This is a genomic window from Mesobacillus maritimus (genome assembly GCF_023715205.1).
In the GTDB taxonomy this organism is placed as follows: Bacteria; Bacillota; Bacilli; order Bacillales; family Cytobacillaceae; genus Mesobacillus_B; species Mesobacillus_B maritimus_C.
Genome location: NZ_JAMBNR010000001.1, coordinates 299,555 through 325,910, shown reverse-complemented (window position 1 = coordinate 325,910; position 26,356 = coordinate 299,555). Strand labels below are relative to the sequence as shown.

General features: G+C 37.8%; 22 protein-coding genes and 1 riboswitch. Of the genes, 20 read left to right on the top strand and 2 right to left on the bottom strand.

Annotated features, from left to right (window positions below; translation table 11 throughout):
• The first annotated feature begins 129 nt into the window (after window positions 1–129).
• On the top strand, window positions 130–291 hold the full coding sequence (locus M3182_RS01590; RefSeq protein ID WP_251433824.1) for a hypothetical protein: 162 nt from the start codon (window positions 130–132) through the stop codon (window positions 289–291).
• A gap of 48 nt (window positions 292–339) precedes the next feature.
• Here the strand turns inward: M3182_RS01590 and plsY are convergent, their stop codons facing one another.
• Window positions 340–933 (bottom strand): glycerol-3-phosphate 1-O-acyltransferase PlsY, encoded by a 594-nt coding sequence (gene plsY, locus M3182_RS01585; RefSeq protein ID WP_251433826.1) that lies wholly within the window; start codon window positions 931–933, stop codon window positions 340–342.
• Between the two features lie 181 nt (window positions 934–1,114).
• On the opposite strand from plsY, the gene M3182_RS01580 reads away from it, so the two are divergent.
• Window positions 1,115–1,528 carry a CoA-binding protein gene (locus M3182_RS01580; RefSeq protein ID WP_251433828.1) on the top strand — a complete coding sequence of 138 codons (414 nt, stop codon included), beginning with the start codon at window positions 1,115–1,117 and terminating at the stop codon, window positions 1,526–1,528.
• Window positions 1,529–1,645: 117 nt separating this feature from the next.
• A complete protein-coding gene (helD, locus tag M3182_RS01575) occupies window positions 1,646–3,970 on the top strand; it encodes an RNA polymerase recycling motor HelD (RefSeq protein ID WP_251433830.1) in 2,325 nt (774 codons plus the stop codon).
• Between the two features lie 133 nt (window positions 3,971–4,103).
• Here helD and M3182_RS01570 read toward each other — a convergent pair whose 3' ends face one another.
• Entirely contained in the window at window positions 4,104–5,522 is a 1,419-nt protein-coding gene (locus tag M3182_RS01570) for a S8 family peptidase (protein WP_251433832.1), read from the bottom strand.
• Window positions 5,523–5,910: 388 nt separating this feature from the next.
• On the opposite strand from M3182_RS01570, the gene parE reads away from it, so the two are divergent.
• The 17 genes from parE (at window position 5,911) to M3182_RS01485 (ending at window position 26,328) form a co-directional block, all read left to right on the top strand.
• On the top strand, window positions 5,911–7,890 hold the full coding sequence (gene parE, locus M3182_RS01565) for a DNA topoisomerase IV subunit B (protein ID WP_251433835.1): 1,980 nt from the start codon (window positions 5,911–5,913) through the stop codon (window positions 7,888–7,890).
• Window positions 7,887–10,331 (top strand): DNA topoisomerase IV subunit A, encoded by a 2,445-nt coding sequence (gene parC, locus M3182_RS01560; protein ID WP_251555903.1) that lies wholly within the window; start codon window positions 7,887–7,889, stop codon window positions 10,329–10,331. The genes parE and parC overlap by 4 nt, the downstream gene beginning before the upstream one ends.
• Before the next feature lie 157 nt (window positions 10,332–10,488).
• On the top strand, window positions 10,489–11,913 hold the full coding sequence (locus tag M3182_RS01555; protein ID WP_251433838.1) for an alanine/glycine:cation symporter family protein: 1,425 nt from the start codon (window positions 10,489–10,491) through the stop codon (window positions 11,911–11,913).
• Between the two features lie 616 nt (window positions 11,914–12,529).
• Window positions 12,530–12,738: riboswitch (cobalamin riboswitch) on the top strand.
• 320 nt (window positions 12,739–13,058) lie between these two features.
• Window positions 13,059–14,039 carry an ABC transporter substrate-binding protein gene (locus tag M3182_RS01550; RefSeq protein WP_251433841.1) on the top strand — a complete coding sequence of 327 codons (981 nt, stop codon included), beginning with the start codon at window positions 13,059–13,061 and terminating at the stop codon, window positions 14,037–14,039.
• Entirely contained in the window at window positions 14,002–15,060 is a 1,059-nt protein-coding gene (locus M3182_RS01545; protein WP_251433844.1) for a FecCD family ABC transporter permease, read from the top strand. Before M3182_RS01550 ends, M3182_RS01545 begins: the two co-directional genes overlap by 38 nt.
• A gap of 3 nt (window positions 15,061–15,063) precedes the next feature.
• Entirely contained in the window at window positions 15,064–16,530 is a 1,467-nt protein-coding gene (locus tag M3182_RS01540) for a heme ABC transporter ATP-binding protein (RefSeq protein WP_251555901.1), read from the top strand.
• On the top strand, window positions 16,527–17,492 hold the full coding sequence (gene cbiB, locus M3182_RS01535; RefSeq protein WP_251433849.1) for an adenosylcobinamide-phosphate synthase CbiB: 966 nt from the start codon (window positions 16,527–16,529) through the stop codon (window positions 17,490–17,492). Before M3182_RS01540 ends, cbiB begins: the two co-directional genes overlap by 4 nt.
• Window positions 17,467–18,555 (top strand): threonine-phosphate decarboxylase CobD, encoded by a 1,089-nt coding sequence (gene cobD / locus M3182_RS01530; protein ID WP_251555900.1) that lies wholly within the window; start codon window positions 17,467–17,469, stop codon window positions 18,553–18,555. The genes cbiB and cobD overlap by 26 nt, the downstream gene beginning before the upstream one ends.
• The gene (locus M3182_RS01525) at window positions 18,525–19,124 is read left to right on the top strand and encodes a bifunctional adenosylcobinamide kinase/adenosylcobinamide-phosphate guanylyltransferase (protein ID WP_251433854.1); all 600 of its coding nucleotides are present in this window, start codon (window positions 18,525–18,527) and stop codon (window positions 19,122–19,124) included. Before cobD ends, M3182_RS01525 begins: the two co-directional genes overlap by 31 nt.
• A gap of 72 nt (window positions 19,125–19,196) precedes the next feature.
• A complete protein-coding gene (gene cobS, locus M3182_RS01520; RefSeq protein ID WP_251433857.1) occupies window positions 19,197–19,988 on the top strand; it encodes an adenosylcobinamide-GDP ribazoletransferase in 792 nt (263 codons plus the stop codon).
• Window positions 19,937–20,563 carry a histidine phosphatase family protein gene (locus M3182_RS01515; RefSeq protein WP_251433860.1) on the top strand — a complete coding sequence of 209 codons (627 nt, stop codon included), beginning with the start codon at window positions 19,937–19,939 and terminating at the stop codon, window positions 20,561–20,563. Before cobS ends, M3182_RS01515 begins: the two co-directional genes overlap by 52 nt.
• Window positions 20,515–20,961, top strand: a complete 447-nt coding sequence (locus M3182_RS01510; protein ID WP_251555899.1) for a bifunctional adenosylcobinamide kinase/adenosylcobinamide-phosphate guanylyltransferase — start codon at window positions 20,515–20,517, stop codon at window positions 20,959–20,961. Before M3182_RS01515 ends, M3182_RS01510 begins: the two co-directional genes overlap by 49 nt.
• A gap of 54 nt (window positions 20,962–21,015) precedes the next feature.
• Window positions 21,016–21,609, top strand: coding sequence for a cob(I)yrinic acid a,c-diamide adenosyltransferase (locus M3182_RS01505; RefSeq protein ID WP_251433865.1), 594 nt, complete (start codon window positions 21,016–21,018; stop codon window positions 21,607–21,609).
• Complete coding sequence (locus M3182_RS01500) at window positions 21,602–22,093, top strand: ECF transporter S component (protein WP_251555898.1); 492 nt, start codon at window positions 21,602–21,604, stop codon at window positions 22,091–22,093. Before M3182_RS01505 ends, M3182_RS01500 begins: the two co-directional genes overlap by 8 nt.
• Complete coding sequence (locus M3182_RS01495; RefSeq protein WP_251555896.1) at window positions 22,090–22,824, top strand: ATP-binding protein; 735 nt, start codon at window positions 22,090–22,092, stop codon at window positions 22,822–22,824. Before M3182_RS01500 ends, M3182_RS01495 begins: the two co-directional genes overlap by 4 nt.
• Window positions 22,817–23,431: a histidine phosphatase family protein gene (locus tag M3182_RS01490; protein ID WP_251555895.1), complete on the top strand. Its 615-nt coding sequence runs from the start codon at window positions 22,817–22,819 to the stop codon at window positions 23,429–23,431. The genes M3182_RS01495 and M3182_RS01490 overlap by 8 nt, the downstream gene beginning before the upstream one ends.
• 173 nt (window positions 23,432–23,604) lie before the next feature.
• The gene (locus M3182_RS01485) at window positions 23,605–26,328 is read left to right on the top strand and encodes a PAS domain S-box protein (protein ID WP_251555893.1); all 2,724 of its coding nucleotides are present in this window, start codon (window positions 23,605–23,607) and stop codon (window positions 26,326–26,328) included.
• Window positions 26,329–26,356 lie beyond the last annotated feature (28 nt).

Below are 26,356 nucleotides of genomic sequence, written 5' to 3'. Positions count from 1 at the left end.
AAAATGTTTACTCTTACGGAAAATGCCTATAAAATTCTTAAAGTAGCTGTTTTGAAGGAACAACAAGAGAATGAGAAATTATTTGTACGTCTTTCAATGGGAATTGGTTGAGGGGGACCTAAATTAAAGTTGTCTCTGGAAGAGCAACCGCTAACTGCTGATCGTACATTTAGTTTTGATGAACTTGAAATCCTGATTCATGAAGAGGAGTATGTTTATTTTGATCATACCAAGTTAGACTATGTTCAAGATCCTCTAGGTTCATCACGGTTCCAACTTTTAAAAGTATAGCAATGAATAAGAAAGGAGAGAGCTTATTAAGCCCTCTCCTTTTTCTGTTTATTTTTTCGTCAGCAGATTTACTTTTGGCTCAGTCTTAAGTTGGATTCTCTTAATATTTGCTCGATGTCGATAGATGACAAAAACCATAAGGAAAAAGACGACAACGATTAGCGGGATGTCCTTTGTAAACAAAGAATAAAGAAATGTTGCGATACCTGTTAAAATGGAGGATAACGAAACATACTTTGTTGTTAGCAAGCTAATGATGAAGAAAATCAACATGAACAAAAACAATGCTGGAGCATATGCAAGAAGAATCCCCCCGGAAGTTGCTACTGCTTTTCCACCTCTAAAGCCAGCAAAAATCGGATACATATGACCAACAACTGCAAAAATTCCTACAAACAACATATGCAAACTTGAATCGAAAATAAGTGGTAGACTTGCTGCAAGTGTCCCTTTTAAGATATCAGATAATGTTACGACAATTCCTGCTCTCTTCCCTAGTGTACGAAATGTATTGGTTCCCCCAAGGTTGCCGCTGCCATGTTCACGGATATCCATTTTATAGAAAAGCTTGCCCACAATCAGCCCGGACGGAATCGATCCAAGTAGATAAGCGAGAATAAGAATAAGAGCATTTACTACCATCCAAATTTCCCCTTTAAAAAGAATATTATTATTGTACCACGTTCTAGGCTAATTCTGTATTTTTCCTTTCAACAAATTTCTAATTTCATTTTGTTAAAAGCTTTTGTCAAGGTACATTATTAGACAAACATAGGTTAAAATGGAAGTGAAGCTATCAAAATATAGGGAGTGGTGGAACAGAATGGCTATTGAAAATCCAAGTCGAGAAGAAATTGGTGTAATCTTAAAGAAAGCCAAAAGAATCGCTGTTGTAGGGTTAAGTAACAATCCCGAACGAACCTCTTATATGGTATCAAAAGCAATGCAAGATAATGGCTACGAAATTATTCCAGTGAATCCTAATGCCGATGAGATATTAGGTGTTAAAGCTGTTTCGTCTTTAAATGAAATTGATGGACATGTTGATATCGTTAATGTCTTTAGACGTTCTGAATTCCTACCAGAAATTGCAAGAGAATTTGCTGAAATTGATTCTAATATTTTTTGGGCACAATTAGGAGTTGCTAATCATGAGGCTTACGATTATTTAAAAGAGAAAGGTTATACGGTAATCATGGATCGCTGCATTAAAGTTGAACATGCCATGACAAAATAATATATAGCGCGGAACCATGGGGGTTCCGCGTTTTCAAATCGAATGTTTTTAATGAAATTACGCTTAAGGGCATACGATACATAATACAGTCATTGATCGTTTTCAAGGAGTGATAGGATGAGTGAGCGTGAACAACAGGAAATGAAAGACGAACAAAATCGTGTCGAGTGGATTGTTTCTCAAATTAAAGAGAAATCGGTAAAATTAGAGAAACGAGGCGGGAAAATTGAATCCGAGGCGCTCCATATCCGCAAAACGTTTTGGGATGATGTAACAGTAAATTTTGATGAACCAGATGATATAGGAGAAACCTATACGAGTATCAAGCAGCAAGTAGAATTACTTTCGGAACGGGAACGAAGCCAAACCCAAATTGATAAGCAATTGCAAACTTTGTCAAGGTTAAAGCATTCTCCGTATTTCGGGAGAATTGATTTTAAAGAAGACCACGAAGAAAAGACAGATTCAATCTATATTGGGATCGCATCTTTCATGGATAAAGGAGATGAGGAATTTCTTATTTATGACTGGCGGGCTCCGATTTCAAGTCTCTATTACGATTATGCCCCAGGGCCAGCTGAATACGAAACTAGCCTTGAAAAAGTAACAGGTATCATGGAGTTAAAGCGTCAATTTGTCATAAAAGAAGCAAAAATTAAAGCGATGTTTGATACAGGCGTGACCATCGGGGATGAAATGCTCAGAGAAGTGCTTGGGAATAATGCCGATAACCAAATGAAAAGCATTGTGGCAACAATTCAACGCGAACAAAATCAAATTATCCGTAACGATGATAGTAGCCTCTTAATTGTTAAAGGAGTAGCTGGGAGTGGAAAAACTTCAGCAGCGATGCAACGGATTGCTTATCTGCTTTATCGCTATCGGAACATCATAAAATCAGAAAACATTATGTTGTTTTCTCCCAACCCCATGTTTAACAGCTATGTCGCTACCGTTTTACCTGAACTAGGGGAAGAAAACATGCAACAGGCAACTTTTCAAGAATTTTTGCTATCGCGTTTAAGCAAAAATTTCAAACTAGAGGACATCTTTAGCCAAATGGAATATTTACTTTCTTACCAAGATGAGGATTCCTATAAAACACGACTAGAAAGCATTCGCTTGAAATCAAGCTTACATTTTAAGAAAATCATTGATTCTTACGTAACGGGGTTAAAGATAGAAGGAATGATTTTTAAGGATATTCTATTTCGTAAAAAAGTGCTATTTTCAAAAAGTCAGCTTTATGAATATTTTTATTCATTGGATCCAACTGTTTCGATCCCCAACCGTATTCAAATGGTGAAAGAGTGGCTGTTGAGAGAATTAAAAAGGAAGGCGAGACAAGAACGGAAAGAAGAGTGGGTAGAAGAAGAAATCCAATTTTTAGACAAAGAAGAATTTCTTGATGCCTATAAACAACTTCAAGAGAAAAAGCAATTTAACGAAGATACGTTCGATGACTTTGAAAGAGAGCAAAAAGTCCTATCACGTATGCTTGTATCGAAACGAATGAAACCAGCTTTTAAGATGGTAAAAAAATTACAATTTGTCGATTTGAAAGCTCTTTATGAACAGTTATTTCAATCCGAACTAGCTTCGACGGACTTACCTTCAAACTGGAGTAAAATTAGCGGCTTTACGCTTAATGCACTTAGAGACAATGTCATATATTATGATGATGCAACTCCATATTTGTATTTACAGGACTTAATTGAGGGGCGGAAGTCAAATACAAGTATCCGTCATGTTTTTATCGATGAAGCTCAGGATTATACGCCGTTTCAGTTTGCTTATATTCGCCAGTTATTTCCTTATAGCAAGATCACTCTCCTTGGAGATTTAAATCAAGCTGTTTATGCTGGACCGACTGGTTCTGAGACTGTTTTAGCGGAAGATGCACTTGGGATTAACGAAAAAGAAGTCATTACTTTATCAAGAACATACCGTTCGACAAAACCTATAGTGGAATTCACAAGTGATTTATTACCAGATGGAAAAATGATTGAGCCTTTTAATCGTAATGGTGAGAAGCCGATGGTCATCATGAGAAAGGATGATGCGGCTCTGCAGAAAGCCATTCTGGAGTCGCTTGAAAAGTGGAGAGCAAACGGACATAAAACAATTGCAATCATTTGCCGAACTGAACAAGAAAGCCGTAGGGTTTATGATGAAATTGGACAACAAACAGACGCAAGGCTCATTGAAAAAGGAACAATCTCCTATGAAAAAGGGGTAAGTGTAATTCCTGCTTATTTGGCTAAAGGAATTGAGTTTGATGCTGTTGCTATTTACGATGCGTCCGCATACAGAAACGAAGGAGAACGTAAATTATTTTATACTGCCTGTACAAGAGCCATGCATGAACTACACTTATTTACAAAGAGCACTCCAATGTTTTTAGAAGGGGTATCGGAAGCGAAGTATGTTGTTTCAAAATAATAGGAAGGCATGATTTTGCCTTCCTTTTTTTATTGAAGTAAGTGGTCCACTACACCAAAGAACTAAATTTTTCTAAGGAGCTTTGCTTTCGCTGAATGCTTTAAATGCTCGCATTACGATGACCTTTTTCATCCTAGCGAAAAAAGCCTTTCCGCTCGGTTTCTTGTACTGTCTTATCGGCTGCAGCTTTTAAAGCTGAATTGACATCTATTAAGCCGTTGCCGAATTGGATGTCTTTGCCTTTTTTTCCTAGATCACGGGCAGAACTTTGAATAATTTCCATGATTTCCTTATTTGAAAGCTCGGGGTTTGCCGATTTGATTAAGCCAGCTAAGCCTGTTACATGTGGTGCTGCCATTGATGTACCGGAAAGAGAGGCATACTGATTTTTGTAATACGTACTTGGAATATACACTCCGGGTGCAGAAATATTAATATAACTTCCGTAGTTAGAAAAATCGGCAAGTTTACCATCATAATTTACTGCTGAAACACTAAGTACTTCTGGATAGGCGGCAGGGTATGAGGGTTGCTGGGAACTGTCATTTCCAGCGGCTGCAATTAAGACGACATCGTGATTGTAGGCATATCGAATGGCTCGTTGTAAGACATTGGATTCTTTGTAGTTACCAAGACTTAAATTAATAACATTTGCTCCATTTTCAACAGCCCATATAATCCCTTTTGCGATATCGAAGGTTGTTCCATAACCTTCCGCACTCATTGCTTTTACAGGCATGATTTTATTGTACCAAGTCATTCCGGCAATACCTTCACGATTATTCGTTTCAGATGCAATAATTCCTGCAACATGGGTGCCATGTCCGTTATCATCATCTGGTTGATGATTATCCCCGAGCACATTATAACCGTTTACTAATCGGTTTTTTAAATCAGGATGGTCTAAGTCCACTCCTGTATCGATTACTGCAATTGTTATATCCTCATTTCCACGAGAAATACTCCACCCTTTTTCAGTCCCAATGGCTGGTAAATTCCATTGATATTCTTCTTGATAAAATTGATCATTTGGTTGACTAAACGAACTAGCTTCATTTAATTCGTTAGACATTAACAAATAATGTGGTTCTGCAAAATCGACGTTGTCTTTTGCACGAAAATACTCGAGTACTGTGGATGCTTCCTGACTTCGTGAACGAAACAAGAATAAAAGTCCGTCTTGTTTAACCACTCGTCCATCAATATCGTCGCTCATTTGTTTTAACTGATCTCTAGTTGGTAAGCTTTTAAAGTTAACAGCCACTTCATGGTCGAGGTAGTGACTAGTATCCGTTTCATTATGGTGAAAGTGTGTAACTTCTTTACGATTATCCAATTTTTGTTTGATCTGACTCCCACGACCGACATTGTTGATTTCCATCAATCGTTGGTTATCAGGTTGGGTTTCTTCTTGTTCATTTAGCAGGGTTGGTTGCTGCTTAGTTTGTTGTTGTATCGAATGGTTTCCTTGTAATCGAAAAAGACTATTGGATGCAATCAGAAGAATTACCACGCCAAGAATCGTAAATAAAATCATTCGAGATCGATTCACGAAACCACCTCCTAATGGGTTTTTCTTATTCGTTATTAATATTAGGGTGTGGCTTATTAACAAAAAAAATGTCGGGGAATCATTGGTATTAACCTATAAATCTGGATTGAAGCCATTATAAATATTGTCCATTTTTGTTTGCAAAATGGACAATATTTTAAGATTGAAATACACTGGAAAAATGAAATCAATTTGCCAAATCATGAGAAAACGCTAAAATAAAGCATATGAGACTTTAGAAAGTATGATAAGATATACCAAGAACGAACGTTTGTGAGTTCTTTTTCTACTTTTTAGAGAAAGATTATTTCAATAAAGAGATTGTCTTCATTGGCACTAGATAAAAAAACGCCAATGTTGTTTTGTAAGTTACGAAAGGGGTATTTTAGTGGCTAAAAACCAACAAGCATTTGATTACAACGATGATGCCATACAGGTTCTAGAAGGCCTTGAAGCTGTTCGCAAACGCCCTGGGATGTATATTGGGAGCACGGATACCAGAGGTTTGCATCATCTTGTTTATGAGATTGTCGACAACTCTGTTGACGAAGTTCTTGCAGGATACGGCGATCATATTATTGTAAAAATACACAAAGATAACTCCATAACTGTTCAAGATAAAGGTAGAGGTATGCCTACTGGAATGCATAAGCTTGGTAAGCCTACGCCTGAAGTTATCTTAACTGTCCTTCATGCTGGAGGGAAGTTCGGACAAGGTGGTTATAAAACAAGTGGTGGACTTCACGGAGTTGGTGCATCCGTTGTCAATGCACTCTCTGAAAAGTTGGTCGTAACAATCAAGCGTGATGGCTTTGTATATGAGCAAAGGTTTGAAAATGGCGGTAAGCCGGTCACAACTCTTGAGAAAATTGGTAAAACAAATCAATCTGGTACGACCATCCATTTTAAGCCTGATACAACTATTTTTTCTCAAACCACCTATAACTATGACACATTATGTGAACGCCTAAGGGAATCCGCGTTCCTGCTAAAAGGGTTAAAAATAGAAATTATTGACGAACGCAACGATCTCCGTGACATTTTTCATTATGAAACCGGGATTCAAGCATTTGTTCAATATTTGAATGAAGAAAAAGATTCACTTCACTCTGTCGTTAGTTTTGAAGGAGAAAATGCAGGGATTGAAGTAGACTTTGCCTTCCAATTTAATGATGGGTATTCAGAAAATATTTTAAGCTTTGTTAATAATGTTCGAACAAAAGATGGTGGTACTCACGAAGTTGGTGCAAAGACAGCTTTAACACGTGCGTTCAATGAATACGCCCGTAAAGTGGGACTTCTTAAAGAAAAAGAGAAGAATTTAGAAGGTACAGATATTCGTGAGGGTTTATCTGCGATTGTTTCTGTCCGGATTCCTGAAGAATTGCTTCAATTTGAAGGACAAACTAAAGGGAAGCTTGGGACAAGTGAAGCGCGTTCGGCCGTGGATTCAGTTATATCAGAACATTTGTCTTACTTCCTAGAAGAAAATCCAGAAACGAGTTCACTGTTGATTAAAAAATCAATTAAAGCATTCCAAGCGCGTGAAGCAGCTCGTAAAGCAAGAGAAGATGCTCGCAGTGGGAAGAAACGCAAAAAGTCAGAAGCTGTTTTATCAGGTAAATTAACACCAGCGCAAAGTAAAAATCCTGCGAAAAACGAACTTTATCTTGTTGAGGGTGACTCTGCTGGTGGTTCTGCTAAACAGGGTCGTGACCGAAAGTTTCAGGCTGTACTACCGCTCCGAGGAAAAGTTATCAATACTGAGAAAGCTAAATTACAGGATATTTTTAAGAACGAAGAAATTAACACGATTATATATACAATTGGTGCAGGAGTAGGCGCAGATTTTAATATCGAGGACGTCAATTATGATAAAATCATTATCATGACGGATGCTGATACAGATGGAGCGCATATTCAAGTATTGTTATTAACTTTCTTCTACCGGTACATGCGACCGCTAGTCGAAGCTGGTAAAGTATTCATTGCCCTACCTCCACTTTATAAGGTGAGTAAGGGAAGTGGCAAAAAAGAAATAATTGAATATGCCTGGAGTGATGATGACCTACAAGACGCGCTTAATAAAGTTGGTAAAGGCTATATAATCCAGCGATATAAAGGTCTTGGTGAGATGAATGCCGACCAGCTATGGGAAACCACAATGAATCCTGAAACCCGTACTCTTATCCGAGTCAAAATCGATGATGCTGCCCGTGCTGAGCGTAGGATAACAACGTTAATGGGTGATAAAGTTGAACCAAGACGAAAATGGATTGAATCCAACGTAGCTTTTACTTTAGATGAGGGCGATACGATACTCGAAAATGAAAACATCACTGTTGCAGAGGAGGTTACTGAAGAATGAGTTCTGTAGAGAAATTTCGCGACCTACCTCTCGAGGAAGTCATTGGTGACCGCTTCGGTCGTTATAGTAAATATATTATTCAAGAGCGGGCTCTTCCAGATGCTCGTGATGGGTTGAAGCCTGTACAGCGGAGAATTTTATATGCGATGCATGTGGAGGGAAATACGCATGAAAAGGGATTTAGAAAATCAGCAAAAACAGTTGGAAATGTAATTGGTAACTACCATCCACATGGTGATTCATCTGTTTACGAAGCAATGGTGCGGATGAGTCAAGATTGGAAGGTAAGAAACGTCCTAATTGAAATGCATGGAAACAACGGTAGCATTGATGGCGACCCACCAGCGGCGATGCGGTATACTGAAGCACGCTTATCAGCCATTTCAACTGAATTATTGCGTGATATTGAAAAAGAAACTGTCGAATTTATCCCAAACTTTGATGATACCTCGAAAGAGCCAACGGTGTTACCTTCAATGTTCCCAAATCTCCTTGTTAATGGGTCAACAGGAATTTCGGCTGGTTATGCAACCGATATACCACCGCATTCTCTTGATGAAATTATTGATGGGGTTTTTATGAGAATGGACCATCCCGAGTGTTCCATTGAAGAGTTAATGACCGTTATTAAGGGTCCAGACTTCCCTACTGGAGGCATCATTCAAGGTGTAGAAGGAATTGCTAAAGCTTATCGAACTGGAAAAGGCAAAGTAATTGTGCGTGGAAAAACAGAAATTGAGCCTTTACGCGGGGGACGGCAACAAATTGCCGTCACCGAAATTCCTTATGAAGTGAATAAAGCGAATTTGGTCAAACGAATGGACGAATTGCGCCTTGATCGTAAAGTTGAAGGAATTTCAGAAGTACGAGATGAAACAGACCGAACTGGTCTTCGAATTGTCATCGAACTAAAGAAAGATGCAGATGCACAAGGAGTCTTAAATTTTCTGTTTAAAAACACGGACCTACAAATTACTTATAACTTTAATATGGTTGCCATTCATAATAAGCGTCCAAAACAAATGGGTCTTGCTGAATTATTGGATGCCTATATTGCTCACCAACGTGAAGTTGTCACGAGACGATCACAATTTGAACTAAAAAAAGCACGCGATCGTCAACACATAGTCGATGGGTTAATAAAAGCCTTATCGATCCTTGATGAGGTTATCGCGACCATTCGTGCGTCGAAAGATAAGCGAAATGCAAAAAATAATTTAATAGAAAAATTTGCGTTTAGCGAAGCGCAGGCAGAAGCCATTGTTTCTTTACAATTGTATCGACTAACAAACACGGATGTGACGGCCCTTCAAGCAGAGCAAGAAGAGCTGAACAAAAAAATCACTGAACTCGTTTCCATTTTAGAGAGTGACAGAAAGTTAATGTCTGTGATCAAAAAAGAACTAAAAGAAATTAAGAAGCGCTTTGCTGACGGCCGTCGAACTAAAATCGAGGAAGAAATAGAAGAAATAAAAATCAATCTAGAAGTCTTAATTGCAAGTGAGGATGTTATTGTAACTGTCACAAAGGACGGTTATATTAAACGAACTAGTCTGCGTTCTTATGCGGCCTCAAACGGCAAAGATTTCGCTATGAAAGAAACAGATAGACTTTTAGCTCAAATGGAAATGAACACAAAAGAAGTGGTACTGTTGTTTACGAATAAAGGAAATTACTTATATCTCCCAGTTCATGAGCTTCCTGATATTCGTTGGAAAGACCTAGGACAACATATTGCGAACATTGTTCCCCTTGAGCGAGATGAACATATCATCAAAGCGATTCCAATACAAGACTTCGAACAAGATTTATATCTACAATTTGTAACCAAGAATGGTATGGTTAAGAAAACAGAGTTAAAACAATATAAAGCTCAACGTTATTCTAAAACGTTAATGGCTATGAATTTAAAAGGCGATGACGAAACAATTGATGTTCAGCTAACAACGGGGAAGAATCAAATGTTCATAGTCACTCATCTTGGATATGCTTTATTATTCACTGAGGAGGAAGTCAGCCCAATTGGAATTCGAGCTTCTGGCGTGAAAGGAATCAACCTAAAAGATGGTGATTACGTTATTGGTGGAAAAGTGATTGAGGCCGATCGTGATCAAGTGATCATTATTGCCACACAACGTGGAGCAATTAAAAAAATGAAGTTAACTGATTTTGAACCAACCAGTCGTGCGAAACGTGGAGTTGTTGTCTTACGTGAGTTAAAAACCAACCCACATCGAATTATTGGGTTTGAAGTAGCTCAGAATAAGGATGAAGTATTCCTATTAACTGAAAAACAGCAAATCTTCTCAGTTAAACCTGAATCTTTACGATTTAACGATCGTTATTCGAATGGTTCCTTCCTTTTCGATGAAAATGAGAGTGGGAAGTTACAAGAATTATGGAAAGTTGAAAATGATCTCGAAGTAGAGAAAGAAGTTTAAAGTAAAAAAGTACCTAGATTCGTTTGTGAATCGGGTACTTTTTATGTGTAAAATCTCTATTTGAAGTGGATATTAAAATAAATAGATGTGGATTAGCAAAAAATAGTTCTATTTACAAACGCATCATCACCAAGGGATACATAAAGGAGTTAAAAGGATGTTAGAAGTATTTAACGAAAATATAACGATCTTAAATGATTTAATTTGGGGCTACGTCCTGATCGCAGTTTTAATTCTTGCTGGTCTATATTTTTCATTTAAGAGTAATTTTGTTCAAGTACGATTATTTGGCGAAATGTTTAGAATTTTAGGTGATAAGGCCTTGATGTCGACTGATGGCAAACAAGGGCTTTCATCTTTTCAAGCATTTACAATATCAGCAGCATCACGAGTTGGAACAGGGAACATTGCTGGTGTAGCAACTGCTATTGCAGCTGGTGGACCAGGTGCTGTATTTTGGATGTGGTTAATTGCATTTATTGGTGCAGGTTCAAGCTTTGTTGAAAGTACACTTGCGCAAATTTACAAGGTAAAAGATAAAGATGGCTTTAGGGGCGGACCCGCTTATTATATGGAAAAAGGATTAAACAAGCGTTGGATGGGAATTCTTTTTGCAGTGATCATTACTTTTTCTTTCGGACTCGTTTTTAACTCTGTACAATCTAATACAATTGCCATTGCGTTTAAAGAGTCTTTTGGTATGGACCGAACTGTAATTGGTATTATTCTCGCTATTTTTACAGCATTGATCATATTTGGGGGGGTTAAGCGAGTTGCTCGCGTTTCCCAAACGATTGTTCCGGTCATGGCTGTTCTATATTTAATTTTGGCATTATTTGTTGTGGTAACGAATTTAAATGAAATTCCTACACTGTTCTCACTAATTGTTAAAGAAGCGTTTGGAATTGAAGAAGCAGTTGGTGGAGGAATTGGTGCTGCTATCATGATGGGTATTAAGCGAGGTTTATTCTCGAATGAAGCTGGGATGGGGAGTGCTCCGAATGCTGCTGCAACTGCAGCAGTATCTCACCCAGTCAAACAAGGGTTAATTCAAACCCTAGGAGTATTTGTTGATACAATTCTAATCTGTTCGGCTACCGCTTTCATCATCTTGCTATCAGGTGATTACCTCAGTAGCGGCTTGACTGGAATTGAACTTACACAGTCTGCTCTAGCAACACATGTAGGTGGATGGGCCTCTGCCTTTATCAGTATTGCGATTTTCTTATTTGCCTTCTCATCAATCATTGGAAATTATTATTATGGGGAGACTAATATTGAATTCATTAAAGATAGTAAGTCGGCGTTATTTGTTTACCGTATAGCAGTCATTGCAATGGTCATTTTCGGCGCAATAGTTGACTTAGCTGTCGTCTGGAATCTAGCTGATTTGTTTATGGGAATCATGGCTTTGATTAATATTATTGCCATTAGCTTACTAGGCAAAATCGCTTTTTCAGCTCTTAAGGATTACCAAAGTCAACGGAAACAACAAAAGGATCCAGTTTTTTTTGCAGACAGTATACCTGGGTTAAAGGGAATCGAAAGTTGGGAAACAAAAGAACATAAAAAGAATTACTAATTTTATTTTAGAAATACCTACTAATCGCTTTGACCTAGCTTATATACAGAAAATGGCTGAAGGATAAAACAAGTACATTGAATTTTTGAAAACTGTTGAATCGAGAGACGCTAAGACTTCTGCGGGATTATTGGGGCAGGTGAGACCGGGGAGAAGCAATTTGCGAAGGAAAGACTTAGTTTCCACCCTGTAGAAAGCGGACGGTCATTGAACGGAAATTACAGTCCCCAAATTCACAAAAAAATATAAAGAAATTGTAGGCAAGCTCAATATTTTCGAGTTTGTCTACAGCCTAGGGCCTTCTAATTGTAGAAGGCTATATTATTGTTGTTAAAACAATTAATAGATCGAAATTAGATTATATACAAATTGCATGTGAAAATAGCATATAAAAGAGAATGTGTTACTTTCTTTTTTGCGACCTACTATAGCCAGCCATAATCAGCAAGAAGTCCGTCAAAGATTGCAAAATTGGTCATCCTTTGGTTAATTTATATTAGTTTCAATTGAAAAGTAGGATTATTGATGGAGTCTAAAGATACGACATTTATTTGTATTAATTGAAAATACTCTATTCAATCCTACTTTATAGGTGTATAATTCTTTTTAGCGGAAAATTTAATAAATAGAAATAGGTGTCTTTTCAAAGGTATGTTTCTCTAACTTTTGAAGACTTAATAGGGAAGTTGGTGAAAATCCAACGCGGTCCCGCCACTGTTAATGGATAGCCAATTGCATTTATGCCACTGTATATTTTATGTATGGGAAGGCGCAATCAAGCAAATATTCATGAGCCAGGAGACCTGCCTGTTTCTTTGCACCACAACCTACGAGGATAGGAGGTGTTTGGCAGGATTGCTACATAATTTATTAGTTATCTAAACAAACATCTCTACTTTTGTTGTGGAGATGTTTTTTTTGTTAGGCTTCTTCTTAATATTTGTTGCTAATAAAACAAATTGAATTGTCGACCTTAGCTGTAAAATAGCAATCAATAAAAGCAAAGAGCTTGCAAATTATTTTCAAGCTATATAATAGCTATTGCCGAAGTCAAAATTGTTTTTAAGATTTTAACAACAGAAGGGCTTTGTTAAAAAACTAGGGTGATGTGAAACATCCTGAATAACCATTGGAGGAATGACACAATGAAAAAGCTTTATCCTTTATTATTTGTTTATTTTCTATTATTAGGAATTCTTGCAGCTTGTGGGGGAAGTAGTGAAAATCAAACAAATGAAGGTCCATCAAGTTCGGAAAATCAAAATGAAAAGAAAACGGAAGTTACATACCCAGTAACGATAACGGACGCTCTTGATAATGAAGTAACAATAGAGACAAAACCGGAGAAAATCGTTTCTTTAATCCCAAGTAATACAGAAATTGTATATAGCCTGGAAATGGGTGACAAAGTTGTTGGAGTTTCTGATTACGATAATTTTCCAGAAGAAGTACTAGAAAAAGAAAAGATTGGTGGGTTGGAAATAAACATTGAAAAAATCATTTCTTTACAACCTGATCTTGTTTTAGCTCATGAATCTACTGCCCAAAGTGCTGGGGCTGGACTTCAACAATTGAGAGATTCTGGAATTGTTGTCCTTATCGTGAATGATGCGAAGAATATTGACGAAGTATATGATTCCATATTGATGATTGGCTCTGCAACAGGGGAATTAACACAAGCGGAATCGATTGTTTCTGAAATGAAATCTTTAATTAATGATATCGAAGCAAAAGCTAGTGAAATTAGTGAAGGAGATCGTAAAACAGTTTTTGTTGAGGTGTCACCAGCTCCAGATATTGTTGCAACAGGTGCGAATACTTTTATGGATGAAATGCTACAAGTGATTAACGCGAAAAATATTGTAACTGAAGAAGGTTGGGCAAAGTTAGATCCAGAAGCGGTCATTGAAAGAAATCCGGATGTTATTATCACTACTCATGGATACTATACAGGTGATGCGGTTGCTAATGTGATGAATCGTGATGGATGGCAAGATATGACTGCAGTAAAAAACAAACAAGTGGTTGATGTAGATTCCGATATGGTGACTCGCACTGGCCCAAGGATTGCTCAAGGAGTCGAGGAACTTGCAAAAGCTGTTTACCCAGAACTATTTAGTAAATAAATTTACATCTTATATACTGGCAACTGCTTTTCTTTTTATTGCAATATTAATGGGGATATCGATCGGGACAGTTTCTGTTCCGGTCTTTGATATACTCAATATCATTGGTGCTGAAGTTTTCCGCTTCCCACCTAATGAACAGATTAACCCGATGCATAGTAATATTGTTATGAACATCAGATTACCGCGTGTTCTATTAGCAGGTTTGGTGGGGGCGTCACTCGCTATCGCTGGTGCCGCTTTTCAAGGGTTATTAAGAAATCCATTAGCAGATCCCTATACACTTGGTGTTTCTTCAGGAGCTTCGGTTGGTGCCGTCGTTACCTTGTTTTTTGGAGTATCAATACCTTTTGTAGGGATGTTTACTTTACCTGTATTAAGTATCCTTTTTGCATTTTTAACGATTATCATTGTACTCATATTTGCACGAAGAATTGATCGCGGGATGAAAGTTGAAACCATTATATTAACAGGGATTATATTTAGTTCTTTTTTAGGAGCGTTTATTTCCCTAATGATTGCCTTGACCGGTGATGAATTAAGACAGATAATTGGTTGGCTTCTGGGAAGTGTGTCAATGCGTGGTTGGGATTATATCTACATAATACTACCGTTCTTTTTAGTAGGAACAATCATCTTGCTATTGAACGGTAGAGAATTAAACGCAATGTCATTTGGTGAAGAACGAGCACAGCATATTGGCGTTGACGTTCATAAAAGAAAGATGATGATTTTAATTGCTGGTTCCATTTTAACTGGAGCTGCGGTTGCTGTATCGGGAACTATTGGTTTTGTTGGGCTAGTGATTCCACACCTTACGCGTTTGATCTGGGGACCAGATCATCGTCACTTATTACCTTTGTCGATTCTAACTGGAAGTGGTTTTCTCATTTTGGCCGATTTAGTAGCCCGAACGATCATTTCACCTACTGAACTCCCAATTGGTGTTATTACTGCGATAATTGGAGCACCTACCTTTGCAATCATCCTAATGAAAAGACGTAATAAAGGAAGGGGGTAAATCATGCTTAGTGTTGAAAGGGTAGCAGGTGGGTATTCAAGTGAGCCCATTCTTAAGGATATCTCTTTTGAAGTCAGAAAAGGAGAATTATTTGGGATATTGGGGCCTAATGGAAGTGGTAAAACAACATTATTAAATATGTTAAGCGGGGTTCTTCCTTTTTCAAGTGGAAACATTCTTTTGAACGATAAACCATTAAAACAATACTCCGCGAAGGAACTTGCAAAAATCATTGCAGTGCTGCCCCAGCACTCTAGTCAAGCTTTTTCTTATACTGTTAAAGAAACCGTTTCGCTTGGTAGATATGCGCATCAACAAGGGTGGTTCCAAACATGGTCGAAACAGGATGAGCAAATTGTTCAACAAGTAATGGAGCAGACAGGAGTTGCACTTTTTCAGGATCAGGATATTCAACAACTCTCAGGTGGAGAAAGACAACGTGTCTTTCTAGCACAAGCTCTTGCTCAAGAACCTGAAATCTTGCTCTTGGATGAACCGACGAATCACTTAGATCTCTCATTTCAAAAAGAGTTATTAGACTCATTGAAGCGCTGGACCAATGAACGTGGCCTAACTGTTATATCCATTTTTCATGACTTAAACCTTGCTGGTTTATATTGTGATCGACTTCTACTTATGGAAAATGGAAGTATCCACTCAAATGACACTCCAAATGAGGTTCTTCGTGAAAAACGGATACAAACAGTGTATAAAACGAATATTCAGAAACATCCACATCCAAGAGTACCTGCTCCACAATTGGTATTATTACCAGATGTGAATGAGCAGAATAGCAATTGTACAATTGATGAATCACTTTTAGCTGTAACTAACGAGTTTATTGCAATAAAAACACCTAGCCCTCTTCGGACAATGTCATCAGGGGTAGTAGGGGCAGGGACAGGGTGGCATCAAGCATTTGTAAATCGTCATGTGGATAAAAACTATAACTGCGATGATCATCGGCAAGAAATGGAGGATTTTTTAAGGAAGAATGGTTTTGAACCTAGTGAAACTGTAGGGATGATGACTGCGGTTATGATGGAGGATTTTTGTTATCGAAAATTTAAAGAAGAGGGTTTTTCCATCTTTATTGTTGTAACCGCAGGTATTGGAAATGCAATTGATGTTTCACAAAGCGCCCACCATTCATTTGAATTAAGTCCAGGAACGATTAATACGTGGGTATTTGTTAACGGTCACTTAACCGAGGAAGCTTTTATACAATGTATTATGACCGCTACAGAAGCAAAGGTAAAGGCTATGCAGGAACTTGAAATAAAAGATAAAAGAACGGGAACAATCGCAACAGGAACTTCAACGGATAGCATTTTAATTGCAGCCACACAAGAAGGCCATGAGCATGAGTTTGCAGGTACAATTACCCCACTTGGAAAATTAATTGGCAACGGTGTTTACGAATGTACGATTGAAGCAATTATGAAAAGTAGAAAAAGGTTGATATCATGATTTTCTTCCATCTTATTGCGCTTTCAATTGCGATCGTGATTGATTCCATCATTGGGGACCCACCTACCTGGCCCCACCCAGTAAAATGGATCGGAGCACTAATAGCCAGAACAGAAAAAAAATGGAACGTTGGCTCAAACAAGAAACTAAAGGGATATATGATGTTAGTTTCTATCTTATTGGTGGTTGGCGGGATTTCCTTTATTCTTGTCTGGTGGTCATATCAAACACATATCTTATTAGGTATAGCAATTGAAAGTTTTATGATTGCAACGACTATTGCACAAAAGAGCTTAAAGGAAGCAGCATTATCTGTTTATAGACCATTAGATAGATACAATCTCCAAGAAGCCCGCATTAAGCTTTCGTATATCGTTGGTCGTGACACAAACCATCTTGATGAAGCTGAAATTACCAGGGCCACCGTTGAAACCGTTGCTGAAAATACAAGTGATGGCATTACCGCTCCTTTATTTTGGGCTTTGATAGGTGGAGCGCCATTCGCGTTGTTGTATAGGGCAATTAATACTTGCGATTCTATGGTTGGTTATAAAAATGAAAGATATCATGAGTTTGGATGGGCATCAGCCAGATTAGACGATGTCGTAAATTGGATTCCTAGTCGCCTTACCAGCTTCTGTATGGTGCTAACAAATCGTCCAGTGTTGCTGACATTTTCGGAAGCATGGAAAATCGTCTTGCGAGATGCAAGAAAGCATCCAAGTCCAAACAGCGGTTGGGGAGAAGCAGCTGTTGCAGCTATTCTTGGAGTCCAGCTTGGTGGGACAAATTATTATAAAGGTATCGTGTCAAACCGTGCAAGAATGGGCGAACCTATACTTCCATTAGGAAAAGAACATATCATAAAGACGAATAGAATTTTGACGAAAACAATTCCAGTTTTTTTACTAATGTTATGGTTGGGAGGGCTATTCATTGAACTGGCCAAAACATGGAGCTAATCCAAAATATCTTTTTAATGCTTTAGAGGAGCCGTTCCCAGATAAAACAATTGACTTTAGTGCAAATATTAATCCTCTTGGACCGCTACCAGTTATAAAAAAGAATTGGCAAAGTTTATTTGAGGAAATTAGCGTTTACCCGGACCCCGCAGGTTTGAACCTGAAGCAAAAACTTTCAAATGAAACCGGTTTGGATACGCAGGAGATCCTACTTGGGAATGGTGGTGCAGAAATCATCTCCCTCGTTGGTAGATTCTTAGCCGATAAGCGAGTGTTAATTGTACAACCTGCATTTTCAGAATATGAACAGGCATGTAAAGCGAATAATTGTAACATTGATTACCACCAAGTAATAGCAGGTAGCTGGGACTTGAACATCGAAGTGCTTGAAAAAAAACTTAAAAATACAGATGCCGTTTTCTTCTGTAATCCTAATAATCCAACTGGGTTGTATTATCCGGATGCTGTTGTTAAAGAATTACTTTTGGCATGTAAGAAACAGAACTGTTTACTGATAATAGATGAGGCATTTTATGATTTTGTTTATTACTATGAATCTATTACAAAATACATATTAGAGTTTCCAAACTTATTGATTATACGTTCAATGACGAAGATGTTTGCCATACCTGGTTTAAGACTAGGGTATGTACTAGGTGATTCAAAGATAATCAAATGCTTAGCTAGATTTCAGCCTGAGTGGAGTGTTAATGCCATAGCATTGAAAGTAGGGGAATGGTGTCTTGATAGTGAGAATTACCGAAAAGAAACATTGCATCTGATTATGTCTGAAAAAAAGCGTTTGTTTGCGTTTTTTCATCATCTACAATTCAAAGTTTCACCATCAGAAACAAATTTCTATTTAGTAAAAGATCCCACTTTGGATAATCAATTTCCTATGTTTCAATTTCTCATTAAAAGAGGGATCATCCCGAGACATACGATGAATTTTCCAGGGCTGGAGGGAAAATGGTTACGTTTTGCTGTTAAATCACCGTCTGAAAATAATCAACTAATGGAGGCGATTCAACAGTGGAAGAGCGACTGTCACTTATATTTGTAAGTGGAGGTGTCCGCAGTGGAAAAAGTAGCTTTGCCGAAGAACTTGCTATTAAAATCGCAAGGCAATATGACGCCCACAACTCTAGTCAGTCAGATTGTATCTTACATTATATTGCAGCTGGACAAGCATCAGATGAGGAAATGAAAGCTAGAATTGCTCACCATCAACGAAACCGAAACGAAAGTAAAGTCAATTGGAAGACGTGGGAACAGCCTATTGGGTTAAAGAGGCTAGAGGATGTATTTGATATAACTGATGTGGTCTTATTGGATTGTTTAACAACGTTATTAAACAATGAATTTTTTCGGGAGGGGGAGAAATGGAGAAATCCTAGTTTTCAAGCACAATTAATGGAAGACATTATAGAGGGAATTGAAATGATCGTGAGTTCCTGTCAAACTCTGATTATCGTTAGTAATGAAGTTTTTTATGAACCTTACTCGGATAATGAGCTAACAATGATTTATAAAAAAATGCTAGGGAAACTACATCAAAAACTGGTGAGGATGGCGAATAGGGCTTATCTTGTTGAAGTAGGAATTCCGATATTAATGAAAGGGGATCACTGAATTCGTCAGGCAATTTACTCATGCGGGAATATATAGACAAAAGAAATAAACGATTATTGGAGAATGCTGAAAATGAAATGGTTGAAAGGGTTATTGATAAATTTCCAATTTTTCACAAGTGTTCCTATTCCGCTAACACTACCAATGGATAATCTCCATTTAGAAAAAGCGATTAAAACATTCCCTATATTAGGCTTAATACAAGGAGGAATCTACTCTAGTCTGTTGTATTTCCTCGTTGAATGGACACCTTTTTCATCCTTAACAGCGGCACTTGTTGTCTGGGTAGCAGGAATTGTTGTAACAGGAGGCATTCATCTTGACGGCTGGATGGATGCAAGCGATGCTTATTTTTCCTATCGTGATCAGGAAAAACGGTTAGAAATTATGGCTGACCCTAGGTCTGGGGCGTTTTCGGTTCTATCTGTTATTGTCCTCTTAAGTACAAAGTTTTTCTTTATATATGAAATTACGCTTAAGAATGATTTATCAACCTACCTATTAATTCTACTTATCCCATTTTTTGGTAAAATGATTATGGGAGTGTTGCTTTTAAAAGGACAATCAGCAAAGAACGAGGGCCTTGGGGTTCTGTTTAAACAGGCAGCTACAAGTAGGACACTTTGGATTTATCCCCTGTTTTCTATCCTCATTATCGGAGGATTGGTCTGGATTGTACCTAGTTTGATTATAGGTGCCGTCATATTATTGGTTGCTTCACTGTTGATGCTATTATTCATTTTAAACAAAACAAACAGATGGTTTGGGGGTATCACAGGGGATGTCCTTGGAGCCGGTGTAGAAGGGACAGAATGGTTGTTATGGATGATGTTATGGTTATTACATTATTTCGTCATGGGTTAACAGAAGAAAATAAACGACAAGCGTATTTAGGGTGGAACGATTCTCCACTTTTGCCTGAAGAGGAAGAAAAATTAACTAGGTTTCACTTAACAGACCGTCTCGTCTTTTCAAGTGATTTAGGAAGGTGTTTAACGACAGCAAAGAGTTTATTTCCTAGTGGTTACCCTGAAAAAGTTACTGAGTTTCGCGAACTTCATTTTGGTGTGTGGCAAGGGAAAACGTTTGAAGATTTATCTGGGGACCCACAATATGAACAATGGTTGCAAGATTTTTGTTCGGTAACACCGCCGGAAGGGGAATCTTATAAAGAATTTGCTAAACGTGTAGATTGTGGCTGGCAAAAGGTAAGAGGATCCCTCCACGTTCACCAACAAAATCGAGCTACAATTATTACACATGGCGGTGTAATCAAATATTTGTTATCACAATTTGCACCGGAAGAAAAAGCGTTTTGGGATTGGAAAGTACCTCACGGCAATGGTTTTGAATTGATATGGCAGAAAGATGGATGGAAGAGGGGAGAGAGATGCATTTTGTTACAGGAGGTGCCTTTAATGGCAAATCTCAATGGGTAAAAGAATATTATAAATTAAATGAAACACCACATCAGTGGATTTCCGTTTATGGTGGAGAGCTTCCTAACCTATGGACGGAAAAAGAAGCAATCTACCAACAGCCTTTCATGGTTTTTGATGGAATTGAATCGGTGTTTAAAGTGTGGGTTCAAAAGTATGATGTTTCTGACATTCGAGATATGTGGCGGAGTTTTATTGATAGCTGGAATGAATGGGAACAAAACGATCCACAACGAAACGTAGTCATAATTGGAACCGATTTTTCAAAGGGGATTGTTCCACTTCAAGCCTTAGATCGCAAATGGCGAGATGTGACCGGATGGGCCTATCAAGATATTGTATCTGTCGCAGAGCGAGTTGAGATTGTGTGGTACGGGATTGCTCGTCAAATCAAATAAATAATTTTTCATTTATATAGTGATTCTATATTTAATAATGGAGGGTGAGGAGAAATGAAATTATATACGCGAACAGGTGATAAAGGAAAAACAAGTTTAATTGGAGGCAGAGTAGATAAGGATGATATTCGAGTTGAGGCTTACGGTACAATAGATGAGGTAAATTGTTTTGTTGGGCAGGCTGTCACACAACTTGATGGAAGCATCTTTCAAGATATCTTGACGGACCTAGAAAAAATCCAACATGAACTTTTTGATTGCGGTGGCGATTTAGCAAACGTTTCTAATAACCCTCCGCTAAAGCTAACGAAAGATGCTGTCAGTTATCTCGAAAAACGAATTGACGACATGATAGAGGAGGCTCCTGAGCTTGAGCGATTTATTTTACCTGGAGGCACTCCGCCAGCTGCTTCAATTCATATCGCACGAACAGTAACTAGAAGAGCTGAAAGGCTAGTTGTCTCTTTATTGAAAGTAGACGAAAATATTCCAGAGACAGCATTGCAATTTCTAAATCGATTGTCTGATTATTTCTTTGCACTTGCGAGAGTGATAAATTTCCGATTAAATCAAAAGGATGTAGAATACATCAGAAGCGCAAATGTTTTTCGTGGTGGGAAGAGGAAAGAGGAGACAAAAGGTGAGTAAAAAGATAACTTTACTTGCATTATTAATTGCGCTAAGCGTTATCGGTGCAGCAATAAAAGTTCCAGCCATCATCGGAAGTGTTGCTTTTGATGTGTTTCCAGCCTTGATTGCAGCGGGGATACTAGGTGGGACAGCTGGGGCAATTGTCGCTGTGCTTGGCCATCTGCTATCCGCTTTATTAGCAGGCATGCCACTAGGTTTACTGCATGGAATGATTGCCGTTGAGATGGCTTTACTTGTTGTTATTTTTTCGTTTTTTTATCAAAAAGAAAAAGTATGGTTCGCTGCTATTCTGTTTGTTGTAGGCAACAGCTTTTTCGCGCCTCTACCTTTTTTGTTCATATTAGGAAACGCTTTTTATTTCGCAATGATCCCTTCGTTATTAATTGGGTCAACCTTAAATATGGGAATTGCTTGGGGGCTAGCTCCTAGATTAGCAGGGATTCTAAGTTCTGGCTTTGTAAATCGAAAGGAAAGCATATGAGAGATGTATTAATTCTTCCGTTCAATCAAGACGAGGAGATTGTCCTAGCTTGTGACAATAGCGGTGCCATTGGAATGAAAGAGGAAGACGCAGTTAAAGCTCCTTATGAAGTGGTTGGTTATTATTCCTTCCGAGTTGCCGTGATGGAATGTATATCAGCTGGCGCACAACCATTTGCGGTTACATTGCAGAATTTTGCAGGAGAAAAGGCATGGAAAGAACTTGTTAGTGGAATTGAAAAAGGCAAAAAGGAACTCAGACTTGAAGATTTAAAAATTACTGGAAGCACCGAAAGTAATTTCACTCTATTTCAGTCTGCAATAGGAGTAACTGTCATTGGGAAAAAGAAAAAAATCAGGTCGTTAAGTAGATTTGAGACTTACTCATCAGATTTAGAAATAGCTGTGATTGGCTCTCCATTGGTTGGCGAAGAGGTATTTAAGCAAGCAGACGAGGTGGCTCCATTACATTTGTTTCATCAAATCTGCAAGTTAGAAGCGGGAATCACAATTCCAGTTGGATCTAAAGGAGTGCTTTTTGAGCTAAATCAGCTTTTTTTTCATTCTTCTTTTAAAGAAACAGAGCTAAAGACAAACCTAGACCTTCGGAAAAGCTCAGGTCCATCTACTTGCTTTATCGTCGTGTATCCACAAGGAGAACAAGAAATCATTCGTGGGATGAGTGGTCATTTTTTTCATCCTATTGGTGTGAAGGGAGAAGCAAATGGTTAAAGTATATGTGGTTCGTCATGGTGAAACGAAATGGAATGCCGAAAAACGAACGCAGGGCCGCCTAGATTCAGAACTGACTGAAAAAGGTATAAGAGACGCAAAGCAGTTAGGCGAGCGCTTAAGAGAAACAAAGTTTCAAAGGGTTATTTCTTCCCCAAGTCAACGAACATTGCAAACCGCTAAACTCGTAAATAAAGGTCGTTCGATTCCAATCGAAACAGATGAGCGTTTGTATGAAATTAACTTAGGTCCTTGGCAAGGAAAAACCGAGGAAGAAATTAAAACGCAATATCCAGAACAATTTCATGCCTATTGGAACGCTCCTGCGCTGTTTACAAACGCATCAGGTGAAAGCTTTGTAGATGTTAAAGAAAGAGTAAAAGACTTTTTTTTAGAGCTTGAAAGAAATCATTCCTCAGGTAATATCCTAATAGTAACCCATGGTGTCGTATTAAAAACTTTGTATTTACTTTGTCGGAATGCACCAATTGATGAGGTTTGGGCACCACCTTATATCCATGGAACAAGCTTAACCGTTATTAATTTGGAGAATGGGAAGCAAAAGTTATTATTAGAAGGTTGCACTAAGCATTGTAACTTGGCTTAAGTACTCAAATGCCTCAGATTTTGTTAGTTAAATAACAGTCTGGGGCATTTTCACATTAATAATAATAATTTTTTTGAACAAAGTTTAAGTAATTTTCTATGAATCACTTTTTAGAATGTTATAATTTTATTATCAAATAATTTACAAAGATAGGGATTTTTAGGGGAGATTTTATGGTTATCTTTTATGAAAAGGCGGGAAGAACACCTTCACGCAGGTTTTCATTAGATGAAATGAATATGATACTTGAATTACAATCCTACTTAATTGATACAATTACTAGAGGAGATTCAATAGCTGAAATATTGAGAGCCTTATCAAGCTCATTAGAAGAACAGCTACAACGACAGGTTTATTGTTCAATTTTGCTATTAAACAATGACAAAGAGCTAATTGTCGAATCTGCACCAAATATGCCAAACGATTTCTTTGAAGCCTTTAGTCCGATAAAGGTTGGGCCCAAGGCTGGGTCGTGTGGAAGAGCTGTTTATTTAAATGAACCAGTATTTACACCAGATATCGAGCAAGACCCATTTTGGACTGATAACTTGAAGGAAGCTCTTGAAGTCGGAATTCGATCCTGTTGGTCAGTCCCTATCACAGTTGAGGGAAAACCAATTGGTAGTTTTGCCATTTATCACAAAGAAGTTTGTAGACCGACTCCATTTGATCTTGAAATATTGAAGGGTACAGCTAAATTGGCTGGTTTTGCAATTGAGCGAGATAGACGAATTCATTTGGAAAAACAACTAAAAGAAAGTGAACAGCGATTTAAATCATTGTTTGACCACTACCCAGAATCTATTTATATCCTCTCTTTGGAGGGAGACTTTTTAGGGTTTAATAATAAAAGCGAAACGATCTTTGGCTATCCTCAGGAAGAGCTAATTGGGAAAAAGTATGATTGCTGTATTGACCAAAAACATAAAAAAAATGTGGCCACTCATTTTAATAAAGCTAAAACAGGGATTGTCCAAGATTGTGAGGCGAGAATCACACATAAAAAAGGTCAAGACCTTGATTTGCATTTTACATTTCTCCCTATCTTGGTTAAGGAAAATATAGTTGGAGTTTATGGGATTGCAAGAGATGTTACCTATGAGAAAAAATTGGAACTTGAACTTCGCTCTAGACATCAAGAAATCAATCATATTCTCAAAAATCACCAGGGGATGATCTTTAAGTATCGAAAAGAAAATGAGCAGTTTATCCATACATTCGGTGCAGGTCAGTTAGTGAAGAAATTGGGTGTACCATTAAAAGAAATCATCGGCAAATCCCTTTTTCATTTTCTACCTGAACAGGTAGCAACTCGAAAGCTCAACTATTATCAGAAGGCGTGGGATGGGGAACAGTGTAGTTACGAGGTAAATTTAAACGGAATTGCTTATGTAGCCACCTTACAACCGGTGTATGAAGCCGGTGAAGTGATTGAGGTTATTGGATCATGTAGTGATATAACAGAATTAAAGAAAACGCATGATGATCTAAGAAAAACGCAAGAACTACTAGAGTCATTTGTCCATCATACTGTGGATGCAATCGCAACGATGGATAAGGATGGAACGTTAACTTTTGTCAATCAAGCATATGTAGATATGTTTGGAAATTCAGGAGACGAACTTATTGGGAATAAGGTTCAAAATGTTCCAGATGGATATGAAGAAGAATTTAAACAGCTTGTTGGTTTAGTTTATTCTGAATCTGAAGTAAAGGGGTATGAGACGGTTCGTAAAAGAAACGATGGGAGCATAATTCCTGTCAGTATTACACATGCTCCGTTAAAAGATAAGAAAGGTATTGTTACTGGGGTTTCAGCTATTATTAGGGATATAACTGAACAGAAAGAGATTGAACAAGAACTAGAAGAGAACAAACAACGATATCAATCCCTTTTCACACTTAATCCTGACTTAGTTTATAGTCTGGATTTGAATGGTGTTATAACGAATATTAACCCCTCTGTGGAAAGATTAGGGTATTTCCCTGAACAGATAGTAGGAAAAAATTATTCGGATTTTGTGGATAATCAATCACTATGTAATACTCTGAAAGCGTTTCAAAAGTCAGTTCAAGGAGAAACTCAGTCCTATGAAACGGGACTTATCCATCGTAACGGGCGCCGTGGAATTTATCATATTACGAATCTACCTATCATCGTAAACAACCGAATTGTTGGGGTATATGGAATTGCTAAAGATATTTCTGAATTAAAACGAGCGGAAGAATATTTACGTAAATCCGATCGTCTTAGTGCTATTGGCCAACTGGCCGCTGGTATTGCACACGAGATTCGCAATCCACTTACTTCTATAAAAGGCTTTATGCAATTCCTTAAAGAAAAAAACGGAGATAAAAATTACTATGATATCATGCTCCGTGAAATTGACAGAATTGATTTGATTACGAATGAATTTCTCATTTTGGCTAAACCTCAAGCTAAAAAATACTCCCGAACTTCCATTCGTTCCCTATTAAAAGCCTTTCTTCCTCTCGTTGAAACGCAAGCAAATATGAGTAATATAGAGATCGTTTCACAGATAGATGAATTTTTGCCAGATATCTACTGCGATCCCAATCAAGTGAAACAAGTATTTTTAAATGTGATAAAAAATGCAATGGAATCAATGCCAGATGGGGGACGAATTACGATTCATGTTAGGAAGCGTGAAGGACATATTCAAATCCTTATTACAGATCAAGGATGTGGGATAGCACCTGAACGATTAAAACAAATCGGAGAACCATTTTATAGTACGAAGGAAAAGGGTACAGGGTTAGGGTTAATGATTATTTTTAACATTGTCAAAGAACATAAAGGAAGCATTGAAATTCATAGTGAGTTAAATAAAGGGACTCAAGTAGATATTTGTCTCCCGTACTATACGGTTAATTGAGATGGGAAAACCCTGGATAGTCGTACTA